At 55.0% G+C, this 13,100-nt stretch carries 12 protein-coding genes and 1 pseudogene; 6 read left to right on the top strand and 7 right to left on the bottom strand.

The genetic code is table 11. The annotated features are described in order from the left end of the window. Positions 1-70: 70 nt before the first annotated feature. The 5 genes and pseudogenes from LC431_RS15315 (at position 71) to LC431_RS15295 (ending at position 4,747) form a co-directional block, all read left to right on the top strand. Positions 71-1,273, top strand: coding sequence for a benzoate/H(+) symporter BenE family transporter (locus LC431_RS15315; RefSeq protein ID WP_013573408.1), 1,203 nt, complete (start codon positions 71-73; stop codon positions 1,271-1,273). Positions 1,274-1,395: 122 nt separating this feature from the next. Beyond that, a complete protein-coding gene (idnD, locus tag LC431_RS15310) occupies positions 1,396-2,427 on the top strand; it encodes an L-idonate 5-dehydrogenase (RefSeq protein WP_014411439.1) in 1,032 nt (343 codons plus the stop codon). 87 nt (positions 2,428-2,514) lie between these two features. Further along, positions 2,515-3,111 carry a DJ-1/PfpI family protein gene (locus LC431_RS15305; protein WP_112197276.1) on the top strand — a complete coding sequence of 199 codons (597 nt, stop codon included), beginning with the start codon at positions 2,515-2,517 and terminating at the stop codon, positions 3,109-3,111. 131 nt (positions 3,112-3,242) lie between these two features. Next, a pseudogene (locus LC431_RS15300) lies at positions 3,243-3,785 on the top strand (isochorismatase family protein); the annotation flags it as partial. Positions 3,786-3,832: 47 nt separating this feature from the next. After that, complete coding sequence (locus LC431_RS15295; RefSeq protein ID WP_223510051.1) at positions 3,833-4,747, top strand: GlxA family transcriptional regulator; 915 nt, start codon at positions 3,833-3,835, stop codon at positions 4,745-4,747. A gap of 198 nt (positions 4,748-4,945) precedes the next feature. Here LC431_RS15295 and LC431_RS15290 read toward each other — a convergent pair whose 3' ends face one another. Both LC431_RS15290 and LC431_RS15285 read right to left on the bottom strand, forming a co-directional pair. Then, the gene (locus LC431_RS15290; RefSeq protein ID WP_071823615.1) at positions 4,946-5,488 is read right to left on the bottom strand and encodes a hypothetical protein; all 543 of its coding nucleotides are present in this window, start codon (positions 5,486-5,488) and stop codon (positions 4,946-4,948) included. A 163-nt stretch (positions 5,489-5,651) separates the two neighbouring features. Next, complete coding sequence (locus tag LC431_RS15285) at positions 5,652-6,647, bottom strand: acyltransferase (RefSeq protein ID WP_013573402.1); 996 nt, start codon at positions 6,645-6,647, stop codon at positions 5,652-5,654. A 235-nt stretch (positions 6,648-6,882) separates the two neighbouring features. On the opposite strand from LC431_RS15285, the gene LC431_RS15280 reads away from it, so the two are divergent. After that, on the top strand, positions 6,883-8,121 hold the full coding sequence (locus tag LC431_RS15280) for an MFS transporter (protein ID WP_223510050.1): 1,239 nt from the start codon (positions 6,883-6,885) through the stop codon (positions 8,119-8,121). A 129-nt stretch (positions 8,122-8,250) separates the two neighbouring features. On the opposite strand, the gene LC431_RS15275 is transcribed toward LC431_RS15280, so the two are convergent. The 5 genes from LC431_RS15275 to fdxH all read right to left on the bottom strand — a co-directional run bounded on the left by LC431_RS15275 (position 8,251) and on the right by fdxH (position 13,090). Next, complete coding sequence (locus LC431_RS15275; protein WP_013573400.1) at positions 8,251-9,789, bottom strand: aldehyde dehydrogenase family protein; 1,539 nt, start codon at positions 9,787-9,789, stop codon at positions 8,251-8,253. A 101-nt stretch (positions 9,790-9,890) separates the two neighbouring features. Then, a complete protein-coding gene (locus tag LC431_RS15270) occupies positions 9,891-10,532 on the bottom strand; it encodes a glutathione S-transferase (RefSeq protein WP_013573399.1) in 642 nt (213 codons plus the stop codon). Between the two features lie 85 nt (positions 10,533-10,617). Next, complete coding sequence (fdhE, locus tag LC431_RS15265; RefSeq protein WP_223510049.1) at positions 10,618-11,532, bottom strand: formate dehydrogenase accessory protein FdhE; 915 nt, start codon at positions 11,530-11,532, stop codon at positions 10,618-10,620. Continuing rightward, on the bottom strand, positions 11,529-12,182 hold the full coding sequence (gene fdoI / locus LC431_RS15260) for a formate dehydrogenase cytochrome b556 subunit (protein ID WP_112197178.1): 654 nt from the start codon (positions 12,180-12,182) through the stop codon (positions 11,529-11,531). The genes fdhE and fdoI overlap by 4 nt, the downstream gene beginning before the upstream one ends. Beyond that, positions 12,179-13,090 (bottom strand): formate dehydrogenase subunit beta, encoded by a 912-nt coding sequence (gene fdxH, locus LC431_RS15255; RefSeq protein ID WP_013573396.1) that lies wholly within the window; start codon positions 13,088-13,090, stop codon positions 12,179-12,181. The genes fdoI and fdxH overlap by 4 nt, the downstream gene beginning before the upstream one ends. Positions 13,091-13,100 lie beyond the last annotated feature (10 nt).

Here is a 13,100-nt window from a genome sequence, read left to right as displayed (position 1 = left end):
CGCAGCAGATGTGCGCTATAACGCACAACAGCATACCGCCAGCGTCCGCTAACCAGAAGGAATTTCGCCCATGGCCTCGCGTCTCAGTTTGCAGAATTTAACGTTTTCGGCGGTAATCGCCGGATTTGTCGCGGTTTTAGTCGGGTATACCAGCTCCGCGGCGATTATCTTTCAGGCGGCGGAAGCGGCGGGCGCCAGCGTAGCGCAGATTGGCGGCTGGCTGAGTATGCTCGGGCTGGGCATGGGCGTTACCAGCATCGGGCTATCGTTGTATTACCGCACGCCTGTGGTGACGGCCTGGTCAACGCCCGGTGCGGCGCTGCTGGTGACCAGCCTGCCCGGCACTTCGCTTAACGAAGCCATTGGCGTATTTGTGTTTGCCACCGGGCTGATCCTGCTGTGTGGCGTGACCGGTTTATTCGCCAGACTGATGCATTACATTCCTCAGGCGCTGTCAGCGGCGATGCTCGGCGGTATTCTGTTGCGTTTCGGGCTGAACGCCTTTACCTCACTGCAAAGCAATTTTGCCCTCGCAGGGACCATGTGTCTGGTGTATCTGCTGGCAAAACGCGCCCTGCCGCGCTATGCGGTGGTAATGGCGCTGGTTGCCGGGCTGATCGTCGCCGCATTACAGGGTGATATTGCCCTGCACGGTCAGACGCTGACCTTCGCCGCACCGGCGTTTGTGATGCCGCATTTCACACTTTCCACCATTATCGGCATTGGCATTCCGTTTTTTGTGGTGACCATGGCCTCACAGAATGCGCCGGGCATCGCCACACTGAAAGCGCACGGCTACCATCTGCCTGTTTCGCCACTGATTTCCTGGACAGCGCTGACTGCGTTAGTTTTAGCGCCGTTCGGCGGCTTTACCATCTGTATCGCCGCCATTACCGCCGCGATTTGTATGGGTGAGGATATTCATCCTGATCCCAAAAAGCGCTATATGGCGGCCGTCTCGGCAGGCGTTTTCTATCTGATTGCGGGCGTGTTTGGCGGTTCCATCGGCATGGTCTTTACTGCGTTGCCGGAGGCGCTGATCCACACCATCGCCGGGCTGGCGCTGCTCGGCACCATTGCTGGCAGCCTGTACCGCGCGCTGGAAAATGAACGTCAGCGCGACGCGGCAATCATTACGTTTCTGATCACTGCTTCCGGCGTCACGCTGCTGGGAGTCGGTTCGGCATTCTGGGGGCTGGCCGGTGGTGTGATAACCCATCTGATCCTCAGCATTCCGGCGCGCAATCGTGATAAATCTGCCGGGAAAAGTTGAGTCCGTTCAAGTTATGGGTAACAGGTTTTCGTAACACGGCGCAAAGTGACGACGATCACATTTTATGACCGGCAAACCCTCTTTACTGGGCGCAATCAGGCCCTTTAAAGAGCGAGAATTCCATGACTATTGCCACACAATCCTGCGTCGTAACCGGGAAAAAAGACGTTTCGGTGATCAACCAGACCCTCGACTACACCGGAGCAGGTACGCTGGTGAAAATCACCCGCGGCGGCATCTGCGGCTCGGATCTGCATTATTACGAACACGGCGCGGTGGGTGATTTCAAAGTGCGCGAGGCGATGGTACTCGGCCACGAAGTGGTGGGTGTGGTGGAGAAATCGGATACCCCGCGTTTGCAGCCTGGTCAGAAAGTGGCGCTGAACCCGAGTAAGCCGTGCAAAGCCTGCAAATACTGTCTTTCCGGCGACGAAAATCAGTGCACCACCATGAAATTCTTCGGCAGCGCGATGTATTTCCCGCACATCAATGGCGCGTTTACGCAGTATAAGATCGTCGACAGCAACCAGTGCATTCCTTACGACAATCAGGTCAGTGACCGTCTGATGGTGTTCGCCGAGCCGCTGGCCGTCGCCATTCATGCCGTCAATCAGGCAGGCGATATTCATGGCAAAACGGTGTTTGTTTCCGGCGTCGGTCCGATCGGTTGCCTGATCGTGCTGGCGGCGAAAGCCAAAGGCGCCGCGCAAATCGTGGTGACGGACCCGAGCGAACGTTGCCGCACGCTGGCACTGGCGGTGGGTGCAGGTAAAGCGCTGGACGCCGCACAGGGTGATTTCAGTGAATATCAGGCGGAGAAAGGCTTTTTCGATGTCTCCTTTGATGCCTCCGGCCATCCGTCTTCCATCCGCCGTTGTCTGGAAGTGACCCGCGCGCGCGGCACGCTGGTTCAGGTCGGCATGGGACCGGTGGTGAATGAATTCCCGCTGATGATGCTCATTGCCAAAGAAATTAACTGGGTCGGCAGCTTCCGCTTCACCGAAGAATTCAACACGGCGGTCGAATGGCTGGCGAATAAAACTGTCGATCCGATGCCGCTGCTGTCGGCGGAATTCCCGCAGGAAAGCCTGGTGGAAGCGCTGGAGTACGCCCTGGATAAATCCAAAGCCTCGAAAGTGCAACTGGTTTTCTAACCGGGTCTGCAATACCAGTCACAATATCAAAACACCGTTTCATTTTATTATGTCCTCTGATTTTTATCCTCAGAGGACATTTGCATTATGGTAAAGGACAACGCGAAAAAGCAGGTCGCTCTGCTGCTGGCCGACGGATTTGAAGAAGGTGAAGCGGTAATTGTGCTCGATATTCTCGAGCGGCTGGAGATTCAGGTCACCACATTAGCCTGCCAGAAAAGCCTGACGCTGCGCACCTATCACGGTATTCAGATGCAGGCCAACGAACTGCTGTCCGCGCAGGGTGATCGTTTATTCGATGCCGTGGTAATGCCCGGCGGGCCGGAAGGTTCAGTGGCGCTGGCGGCCAGTAAAGAGGTGGTGGAATTTGTCCGCCGTCATGACAACGCCGGGAAACTGATTTGCCCGCTGTGCTCCGCTGCCGCGCGCGTACTGGGCGGAAACGGGCTGCTGAAAGGTCGTCGCTATGTCTGTTCCGGCGATTTATACAAAGACGTGAAAGACGGCGTTTACCTCAATCAGTCGTTTGTAGAAGACGGCAACTTACTCAGCGGCAAAGGATTAGGGCTGGCGTTTGATTTTGCGTTTCAGCTTGCGTACCGCCTGACCGGCGATGCTGAAACGACCAATTTCCAGGCCGACCATATCGACTATCACCACTGGCGCGCCGATCAGAAGCTTTGATCAAAAAATTCTGAACCGACGGCGGATGGCGCAGGTCGTCCGCCCTGGTCAGCATCATGTCCGTTTTTGGCATTCTTCTCATTTCAATTCAGGCGCACACTGGCTTCACACTCACCAGATGGAGTCCGGAAATGACCCAAAGCGCCCTGTTAAATATCGACGTTCAACGTTCCTTCGAACATAAAGACTTCTGGCAGCAGGATGATTTACCGGCTTTCAGCGCAGCCTTAACCCGCCTGATTGATGGTTGTCAGGCCCGCAACGTGCCGGTTATCGACGTGTTTCACGTCAATCCTGATGGCGACTTTTCGCTGGCTTCCGGTCTGGTCACGCCGATGACGTTCCTCACACACCAGCCGCAACATGTCGTCCATAAACACGTCCACAATGCCCTGACGGAATCCGGCCTCGACGGCTGGCTGCGCGATAAAGGCATCACGCATCTGATTATCGCCGGTATGCGTACCGAGCAGTGCTGCGAAACCACGGCCCGCGTGGCGTCCGACCTCGGCTATTCGGTGACTTTTGTCACCGAAGCGACACTGACCTTCCCGATGACCCACGCCAGCGGACTCACGCTGAGCGCGCAGGAGATCAAATTGCGTACCGAACTGGTGCTCGACGACCGCTTTGCCACCCTCACCGACGTGACCGGTGCGCTGGCGGAACTTGACCGCGTTGTGTGAAGATAGCGTTTTCCCTTGCGGACGGATGAAGCACTATGCAGCGAAATGTCTACTTTGTGACGCTCCCCGGCGTGATGTCGTTAGATCTCACCGGCCCGGCGGAAGCGCTGCGCCTGAGCGGGCAATTCCGGCTGCACTACATCGGGCCGCAGCCGGAAGTCATGATGTCTACCGGCCTGATGGTCAGCCATTTACAGCCACTGCCGCAAAGCCTGCCAGAGGGCAGCATTCTGATCATGCCGGGCGTGGCGGAATCCGCTGAAAACTTCAGCTCAATGGTGGCGCAGACGACCTGCGACTGGCTGCATCAGCAGAAAAGCGCCATTGAAGCGGGGAATTTAACGCTGGTGTGTATCTGCTCCGGCAGCCTGCTGGCCGGAAAAGCCGGGCTGCTCGACGGCTATCAGTGCACGACACATCACGACGTGATCGGGCAGTTGCGCCAGCAGATCCCCGCCGCACAGGTAAAAGATAACCGGATATTTGTTGAAGACCGTTCCGTGCTGACCAGCGCGGGCATCAGCGCCGGTATCGATCTGGCACTGCACCTGATCGCCACGCATCTGGGGCCACAGGCGGCGCTGGATGTCGCCCGCGAAATGGTGGTCTATTTTCGTCGTGGCGGTGATGATCCGCAACTCTCTCCGTGGCTGCGTTACCGTAATCATCTGCACCCCGCCGTTCACCGCGCACAAAATCTGATGGCCGCCGAACCGGAATCCGCCTGGCAGGTGGAAGAGGTCGCTGCCAGAGCGCACATCAGCGCACGCCACCTCACCCGTTTGTTCCGCCAGCATCTGGGTATCAGCGTGCGTGACTACCACGAGCAACTGCGTATCGCCGTGGCACAACAGCGCCTTCAGCAGGGATCAGGCATCGAAAAGGCCGCACTCGCCGCCGGATTTTCATCCGCAAGACAATTGCGCCGTGCGCAGGAGCGGTGGCGTTAAACGCAAGGCTGATTGCAAGTTGAGCATTAATTGAGTAAAATTTTATCCGCTGACGATTTGTGGGACTGAATGGCTACGCTAAACAGTACGTCGGTGTCTGCCTGTAAAGGCCGCTGGCCGTGCCGCGATAAGATGAAAATCCAAAGACCTCCGCCTGAAGCTGTAAAAACAAAAAAGCGACCCCGTGTCGCTTTTTTGTTATCTGCGCCTTGTTGGTAATTTAAGACCTTTCATCCTCGCATCAAAAATATGCCAAAAACTGAACCATCCATTTACGCCCACCGGGCCAGCCCATTTCTCTCTCGGGTAACTTGTCATCACTTTTAATCGTATGTCACCCACCGGATGTTTATTTTTTGTTATTTCAAAAAACAAACAATAATCCACACCCATATAATGTGTTTCCAGATAATAAAATGTTTCCTGATGCTGATGCAACGCCCGGCCTAATAACGCATTTTCATTAATGAGTTTATTTATAAGCTCGGGTAAGCGGAATGAATATGAATGACGTTGCGGACAAAAATATCGCTGATGCTTTCCGGGAGCATGAGGATAAACCCACAACTCAGATTCTGCCTGATGCGCCGTGAAACAATGATCAGTGTAGACCACAAAAATCCGTAACTTACGGGTTGGAAAATCGTCACTGGCTGGCCTGACAGCAACAATTGTCGATGCCCGAAGATGATCAAGCGTATAAATCACACCATTTATTTGAAAGGGCGGCCAGAATGTCATGATAATTTGCCTGGATAAGTGAAGCGAAATAATATCCGGAACAAAATGACAAAGATAATGAAAGAGATTAATCGTGACGTGCCGATTTAATAAAATAAGGGGAAATAAATTGATAATATCATGCACAACCATTCATGATGTGTATAAATAATCAATATTGTTTTCAGCTCACCCAATTCCGCCGGTCTATTTTCCCCAACCCCATCGCCAGTAATAATCCGCCACCCAGTCCGCAGATAAACAAAAAGGCGATGTTCAGCAGCGGATATTGCGGAAAGTCGAGATGCTGGCTGCGCAGGCCAATGATGATCAGTGCATGAAAGCCGTAGATGGCCAGGGAATGACGGGAGATCAGGGCAAATCCCGGCAGCATGCGGTGTGTCAGCGCGTTTTTGAACACCACGAACAGCGCGATGGCGGAGATAAACACCAGCGGGCCGCTGTAGACGTAAAAAGTGTCGGCGAAATTCTGGTTAATTTGCATCTGCCGGTACGTACCCGTGGCAATCGCCAGCGTGCTGAGGATAAACAGGGCGCTGGCGGTAAGCGTGATTACCATTTTTTCAGTATTGAGCTGGCTGATGGCGCGGCCCATCAGGGCGTAAAGCACGTAATAGAAGGTATCGCCACTGATGTATAAATCCAGCGGCAAAAGATGGATTTTCTGCCATGTCACGGCAGGCAGTTGCGGATTCGCCAGGACGCCAAGCAATGTTCCGGCGATCAGCAGGTATCTGCCGGATACGGCTTTAACGTTAATCAGCGGGGAAATCAGGTAAATCACGATAATGGCGTAGAAAAACCAAAGATGGTAAAACACCGGTTTTTCCACAATCAGACGCAATGACGGCCAAAATCCTATTTTTGTCATGGTGAGGATGTACATCAGCGAGACGGCGCTGTAGAACAGCAAACATAATGTGACGCGCCAAAAATGCCGTTTTTGCGCACTTTTTTCACCCAAAAATAGCGCACCGGAAATCATAAAGAACAGCGGCACACAGACGCGCGAGGCAGAATTGAGCAGGTTTGCCACTGTCCATTCAGCGGTATGGACCGCAGCGAAATTGACCACCAGCGAGGTGCTGGCGTGGATCATCACCACCATCATGCAGGCGAGCGCACGCAGATTATCTATCCAGCTGATTTTTTGGCTCATTCCCTGCAATTTCCTTCTTACCGATGGTTGTTGGCAGCGTAGCCAGCTTTTGGAGGGCTAACAAGGCAAAAGTGCCGTTCTCAGATTGTGCTGAACGTGAATCTGAAGATTGCGTTGCGCTCAAATAATCGGCAAAATAGCCAGCATTACTGCCTCGCTTGCGAAACCCGCCCGGACAGTCTCTTATTTTCTGCTAATTTTCAACCGATTAGCCTTACGTCTGTGAATAACTAAAATGCATAATTCTCCAAATACTGCGTCCCTTCTGGGTCGGCAGGCGCTTTTGTTCCCTCTGTGCCTGGTGCTGTTCGAATTCGCGACTTATATCGGTAACGATATGATCCAACCGGGCATGCTGGCCGTCGTGGCTAATTTTAATGCCGGGGAAGAATGGGTGCCAACATCCATGACCGCTTATCTGGCTGGCGGCATGTTCCTGCAATGGCTGCTCGGGCCACTGTCAGACAGGCGCGGTCGTCGCCCGGTGATGCTGACCGGCGTGACCTTTTTCATCATCACCTGCCTGGCGATTCTGTTCGTGCAAAACATCGAACAGTTTATGGTGATGCGTTTCCTGCAAGGCATCAGCCTGTGCTTTATCGGCGCGGTCGGCTATGCCGCGATACAGGAATCCTTCGAAGAATCGGTGTGTATTAAAATCACGGCCATGATGGCGAATGTCGCGCTGATTGCGCCGCTGCTCGGGCCGCTGGCCGGTGCGGCGCTGATCCACATTGCCCCGTGGCAGTCGATGTTTGTAATTTTCGCCGTGCTCGCCGCTATCGCGCTGTGGGGACTGTGGAAATCGATGCCGGAAACAGCTTCCCGGCTTGGTGAACCGTTCTCGATGCCAAGCCTGCTGCGCGATTACAAGCACGTGCTGAAGAACCGTCAGTTCGTATGCGGCGCGCTGGCGATTGGTTTTGCCAGCCTGCCGCTGCTGACGTGGATTGCACAGTCGCCGGTGATTTTAATCAGCGGCGAAGGCTTAGCCGCTTACGATTATGGCCTGTTACAGGTGCCGATTTTCGGCGCACTGATTATCGGTAACGTTACGCTGGCGCGCCTGACGGGCAAACGTACCGTCGAATATCTGATTAAACTGGGCGCAGGCCCGATGGTGGTCGGTTTGCTGATCGCTGCGGTGGCTACGATGTTTTCTGCGCATGCCTATCTGTGGATGACCGCCGGTCTGAGCCTGTATGCGTTCGGAATTGGTGTGGCGAATGCCGGTTTGTACCGCCTGACGCTGTTCTCCAGCGACATGAGCAAAGGGACTGTCTCCGCCGCCATGGGCGTTATCAGCATGATGATTTTCACGGTTGGGATTGAGCTGGCAAAAGTGGCTTATGTCGAAGGCGGTGCGGGGATGTTTAACATGTTCAACCTGATCAGCGGCCTCGCCTGGCTGGCGCTGGTGGTGGTTTTCCTGCGCAGCCGTCAGGTGGTGCTGCCGCCGAACAGCGTGGTGTGATTTCGATCTGAGTCGCCTGCAAAACCCCCTCCCCGCCTCCCCCTTCACAGGGGGAGGAGTAAAAACGCCGACCTGCTCCCTCCCCTGCGAAGGGGAGGGCTGGGGTGGGGTATTAATGGCAACTCAGAATCAGAAAAGCCCCATCGGTTTACTCGAATAACTCACCAGTAAACATTTCGTTTGCTGATAGTGATCCAGCATCATCTTATGGGTTTCGCGCCCGATACCGGATTGTTTGTAACCGCCGAATGCCGCATGTGCCGGATAGGCGTGATAGCAGTTGGTCCAGACACGGCCAGCCTGAATGTTGCGCCCCATATGATACGCCACGTTGCCGTCACGGCTCCAGACACCCGCCCCCAGCCCGTAAGCCGTATCGTTGGCGATTTGTAACGCCTCATCCATATCTTTGAATGTCGTTACCGCCAGCACCGGTCCGAAAATTTCTTCCTGGAAGACGCGCATATTGTTTTTACCCAGCAAGATGGTCGGTTGCAGGTAATAACCCTCGTTCAGTGAACCTTCAAGTTTCTTCTTCGCACCGCCGGTCAGGACTTCCGCGCCCTCATTTTTACCGATTTCGATGTAATCCAGAATGGTTTTCATCTGTCCGGCAGACACCTGCGCGCCCATCTGGGTTTCCATATCCAGCGGGTTACCGGTTTTGATCGCTTCCACGCGTTTGATTGCCCGTTCCATAAAGCGTTCGTAGATGGACTCCTGCACCAGCGCACGGCTCGGACAGGTACAGACTTCGCCCTGATTGAAGGCAAACAGCGCGAACCCTTCCAGCGCTTTGTCGAAGAATTCGTCCTCTTTATCCATCACGTCGGCGAAGAAAATATTCGGCGATTTACCGCCCAGTTCCAGCGTAGCCGGGATCAGGTTTTGTGCAGCATAGCCGGCGATCCGCTGGCCGACTTCCGTCGAACCGGTGAAAGCGACTTTGGCGATACGTTTGGAGGTCGCCAGATATTCGCCGATTTCCCCGCCCGCGCCGTTGACCACGTTAATGACGCCAGCAGGCAGAATGTCCTGCACCAGTTCCATCAGCAACAGAACCGACAGCGGCGTCAGTTTGGCCGGTTTGAGTACGATGCAGTTACCTGCCGCCAGCGCCGGTGCCATTTTCCAGCACGCCATCAGCAGCGGGAAATTCCACGGGATAATTTGTGCCACCACGCCCAGCGGTTCGTGGAAATGATAGGCCACGGTTTCGCTGTCGATTTCGCTGATCCCGCCTTCCTGTGCGCGTACGCAGGAGGCGAAATAACGGAAATGGTCGATGGCTAACGGCACGTCTGCGCCACTGGTTTCGCGGATCGGTTTGCCGTTATCCCAGGTTTCGGCATTTGCCAGCAGTTCAAGATTTTGTTCCATGCGATCGGCGACTTTCAGCAGTAAGTTTGCACGCTGCTGCACCGGCATTTTTCCCCATGCGTCTTTGGCTTGATGGGCGGCATCCAGCGCCAGATCGACGTCATCGGTGCTGGAACTGGCCACTTTACACAGCACTTCGCCGGTAACCGGCGTCAGGTTGTCGTAATACTCTTTTTTTACCGGCGCGACCCATTCACCGCCAATAAAGTTGTCGTATTGTTTTTTGAGTTTCAGCGGGAAACCGTATTCTTCCGGTTTGACGGCATGAGGATTTTTATCATAGGCCATGATGGAACTCCTTTATGCAACAGGGATTAGCAGAGCGCTGCACAAAGCTTAGGCTTTAAAAATCTCACCGGCAGATTGTAAAGAGAAGTCTTCGAGCGGCCTCACACCTTTTTCGCTGCAAAGCTGGCGTTACCACTTCCGGGGGGTGTGGTGCGCGCAAAACTCTCGCGCTGGAACAGGCGTTCAACCAGTTTTACCAGTTCGGGATGCTCGACACACCAGCCCGGCGCAATACGCCGGAAGTTGAGATAGCCCAGACAACAGGCGACGGCAATATCGGCCACGTTGAGGCTTTCAGAATTGAGCAGCGTGCGGTTTGCCGCATGCTTTTCCAGCGCATCCAGCCCGCGCAGCAGTTTTTCCCGCTGGCGCAAAACCCAGGCTTCGTTACGTTTATCCGCATCGCGGCGGCCTTCCAGCACCAGCGCCACGGCAGCATCAGTGACGCCGTCGGCCAGCGCTTCAATTTGCTTCACGCGTAACGCTTCCAGCGGCTGCCACGGCAACAGCGTGGGCGCGACATTCATCAGTTCGATGAACTGCACAATGATCGGGGAATCATAGAAAATTTCGCCATCATCGGCGACCAGCGCGGGGACTTTTCCGAGAGGATTGTACTGCGTGATTTTGCAGCCAGGTTCGTGGGGGGTGTCATTAATGAAATCAAACGGGATGCCTTTTTCCAGCAACATCACAGAAATTTTGCGTACATACGGGCTGGTATAACTGCCGATCAATTTCATCAGACCCTCCTCGTTTTCGCCGGAACCTCTTTTAAAGCTAGCAGCCATGCCGGGGTTTACCAGTCACGGCTGCCAGATTTACAGGTTACCCGGCGGGAAACAGGAAAGGGTTGATGCCGCTGCCGGAAAATCCTTTATCTTCCATCCGGTCATCGAGCAGCAGCGTGGCGAGGTCGTCCGCCACGGCGTCTGCCTGCGGATCTTTATCCTGATAAATCACTTTCAGGTACGCGCCGCAATCGTCACAGGCTTCGGCTTTCACCGTCGCCTGCTCATCGTCGATAGACCAAAGGTTCAGATGCTCCATTTCATCACAGTTGCTACATTTGGCGCGCACCACATGCCACTGGCTTTCACACAGATTGCAGTGCAGATAGCGCAGGCCGCTGTGGGCGCCAAACGCGATCACCGCAGAAACCGGCACGCTGCCGCATACCGGGCAGAACTGACGATTTTCGCCATAATCCGCCCGCCCGACACCCCGCAACTGCGCCGCCATCTGCGCCCAGTACAGCGACAATGCGGCCCAGATAAACGGGGCTTCATCGGCCGGAACGTGTTTGAAATCCTGATTCAGCAGCTGCGTCGCCATCATTTCCCGCTGCAGGCTCGGGGAATGTTCGAGGCGCTCAAGTACGCCGGACACCGGCTCTGATGCGCCATGTTTGAGCACCAGGATCAGCGCATCCAGCAAGGTCAGCCAGTGCGGCGTGCGCGGAAACAGACGGCAGTCGAGTGGCGGTTTACCGGCCGCTTTTTCTAATTCGCCACTCAGGTCGATACTGAGCGGAAACTCTTTCAGCACGCGCTGCTGGGCGTCGCAAATCGCCGCAGCAAAGTTCAGATATCCGTCGAGCGGGCTGTTTTCAGCCAGCGTGCGCAGACGATCGGCGCGGCGCTGATACAGTGTTTTCAGGTTGGCGAACAGTACCGGCGGGATGTTCCCCGCCGTGGTTTTACCGTCTGTCAGTTCGTCCTGTTGAACAATCTGGATGCTCATCCGGCTTTCCTCTTATCTTGTTCTTTTTTCAGCTCTTCAGCACGCACCTGACGATACCAGCGCGGATGGTGATACTTCGCCCATGACGCGGGCACTTTGCCGCCGGTCATGGCCGAAATCGACCCTTTCGCCCAGGTCGCCGCGTAGACGTGCATGATGATCACCAGAATCAGGCCAATACCGGCCAGTGAATGCACCAGCAGCGCCAGACGGATCAGCGGGATCGGGAAGTAACCAGCAAACCACGGACGCCAGATCATGACGCCGCTCACCATCAGCAGCACAAGGCAACTGATCGCCGCCCAGAACACGCATTTCTGGCCGAAGTTATAGCGGCCTGTGTCGCCGACTTCATGATTGGTCAGCACTTTGCCGATATTTTTCGCCCACACAATGTCATCTTTTTCCGGCAGGTTGTGCTTCCAGTAGCGGAAGAACATACCGAGGAAAGAGACGAACATCACCACGCCGAAAAACGGGTGCAGGATACGCGCCAGTTGCGGGGTGCCGTAAACGTTCATCAGCCAGTTAAACGACGGGAAAAAGAAGCCGATGCCGCTGAGCGCGAGCGTCACAAAACAAAACGCCACGATCCAGTGATTGAGACGTTCCACCAGGTTATAGCGCTGGATTAACTTCTCTTTTTTCATGAGCGTTTCTCCTCATCGTCATGTTTATCTTCCCCTTCCGTATGCTCTTCCTCTTTCACGTAATTCGGCCCCACGCCGAGGAAGTGGAATGCCGCCGCGGCGAAGGTCACTGCAAAGCCGACGGCGGCCAGCGGTTTCCAGACACCTTTCCACAAGGTAACCGCCGCGCTGATGGCCGGATCTTTTGGCAGGCCGTGATACAGCTCAGGATTGTCGGCGTGATGCAGCACGTACATCACGTGCGTGCCGCCAACGCCCTGCGGATCGTATAAACCGGCATGTTCAAACCCGCGGCCTTTCAGCTCGCTGACGCGTTCTGCGGCCAAATCCTGCATCGCGGTTTTAGTGCCAAAATGAATCGCACCCGTCGGGCAGGTTTTCACACAGGCCGGTTCCTGGCCGACGCTCACACGGTCAACGCACAGCGTGCATTTGTAGGCACGGTTATCCTGTTGGTTGATGCGCGGAATGTTGAACGGGCAACCGGCGATGCAGTAACCGCAGCCGATGCAATGTTCTGACTGAAAATCGACGATGCCGTTGGCGTACTGCAAAATCGCGCCTTCCGCCGGACAGGCTTTCAGGCAGCCCGGATCGGCGCAGTGCATGCAGCCATCTTTGCGGATCAGCCATTCCAGCTTGCCGTTTTGTTCCACTTCGGAGAAACGCATCACCGTCCAGGATTTCGCACTGAGATCCATCGGGTTATCGTAAACGCCGGTATTAAACCCGACGTCATCGCGCAGGTCGTTCCATTCGGAACAGGCGACCTGACAGCCTTTACAGCCGATGCAGGTGGTGACATCGATGAGTTTCGCCACTTCCTGCTGATGGTCACGGGCACGCGGCGCTGGCGTGAACCCGTTGGTTGCGGACTTACGAAGTATGTCCTGTGATTGCATTGCCATAATTCGCCTC

It is taken from the genome of Rahnella sp. GSA61A (genome assembly GCF_019969905.1).
Lineage (GTDB): Bacteria > Pseudomonadota > Gammaproteobacteria > Enterobacterales > Enterobacteriaceae > Rahnella > Rahnella aceris.
This window is presented reverse-complemented; position numbering and strand designations above follow the sequence as displayed.

What these genes read in the sequence shown, in the direction of transcription:
- idnD (WP_014411439.1), top strand. Translation starts at nt 1,396, where the DNA reads ATGACTATTGCCACACAATCCTGCGTCGTAACCGGGAAAAAAGACGTT.
- LC431_RS15270 (WP_013573399.1), bottom strand. Translation starts at nt 10,532, where the DNA reads ATGAAATTGATCGGCAGTTATACCAGCCCGTATGTACGCAAAATTTCT.
- LC431_RS15315 (WP_013573408.1), top strand. Translation starts at nt 71, where the DNA reads ATGGCCTCGCGTCTCAGTTTGCAGAATTTAACGTTTTCGGCGGTAATC.
- LC431_RS15285 (WP_013573402.1), bottom strand. Translation starts at nt 6,647, where the DNA reads ATGAGCCAAAAAATCAGCTGGATAGATAATCTGCGTGCGCTCGCCTGC.
- LC431_RS15275 (WP_013573400.1), bottom strand. Translation starts at nt 9,789, where the DNA reads ATGGCCTATGATAAAAATCCTCATGCCGTCAAACCGGAAGAATACGGT.
- LC431_RS15295 (WP_223510051.1), top strand. Translation starts at nt 3,833, where the DNA reads ATGCAGCGAAATGTCTACTTTGTGACGCTCCCCGGCGTGATGTCGTTA.
- fdhE (WP_223510049.1), bottom strand. Translation starts at nt 11,532, where the DNA reads ATGAGCATCCAGATTGTTCAACAGGACGAACTGACAGACGGTAAAACC.
- LC431_RS15280 (WP_223510050.1), top strand. Translation starts at nt 6,883, where the DNA reads ATGCATAATTCTCCAAATACTGCGTCCCTTCTGGGTCGGCAGGCGCTT.
- fdxH (WP_013573396.1), bottom strand. Translation starts at nt 13,090, where the DNA reads ATGGCAATGCAATCACAGGACATACTTCGTAAGTCCGCAACCAACGGG.
- LC431_RS15305 (WP_112197276.1), top strand. Translation starts at nt 2,515, where the DNA reads ATGGTAAAGGACAACGCGAAAAAGCAGGTCGCTCTGCTGCTGGCCGAC.
- LC431_RS15290 (WP_071823615.1), bottom strand. Translation starts at nt 5,488, where the DNA reads ATGACATTCTGGCCGCCCTTTCAAATAAATGGTGTGATTTATACGCTT.
- fdoI (WP_112197178.1), bottom strand. Translation starts at nt 12,182, where the DNA reads ATGAAAAAAGAGAAGTTAATCCAGCGCTATAACCTGGTGGAACGTCTC.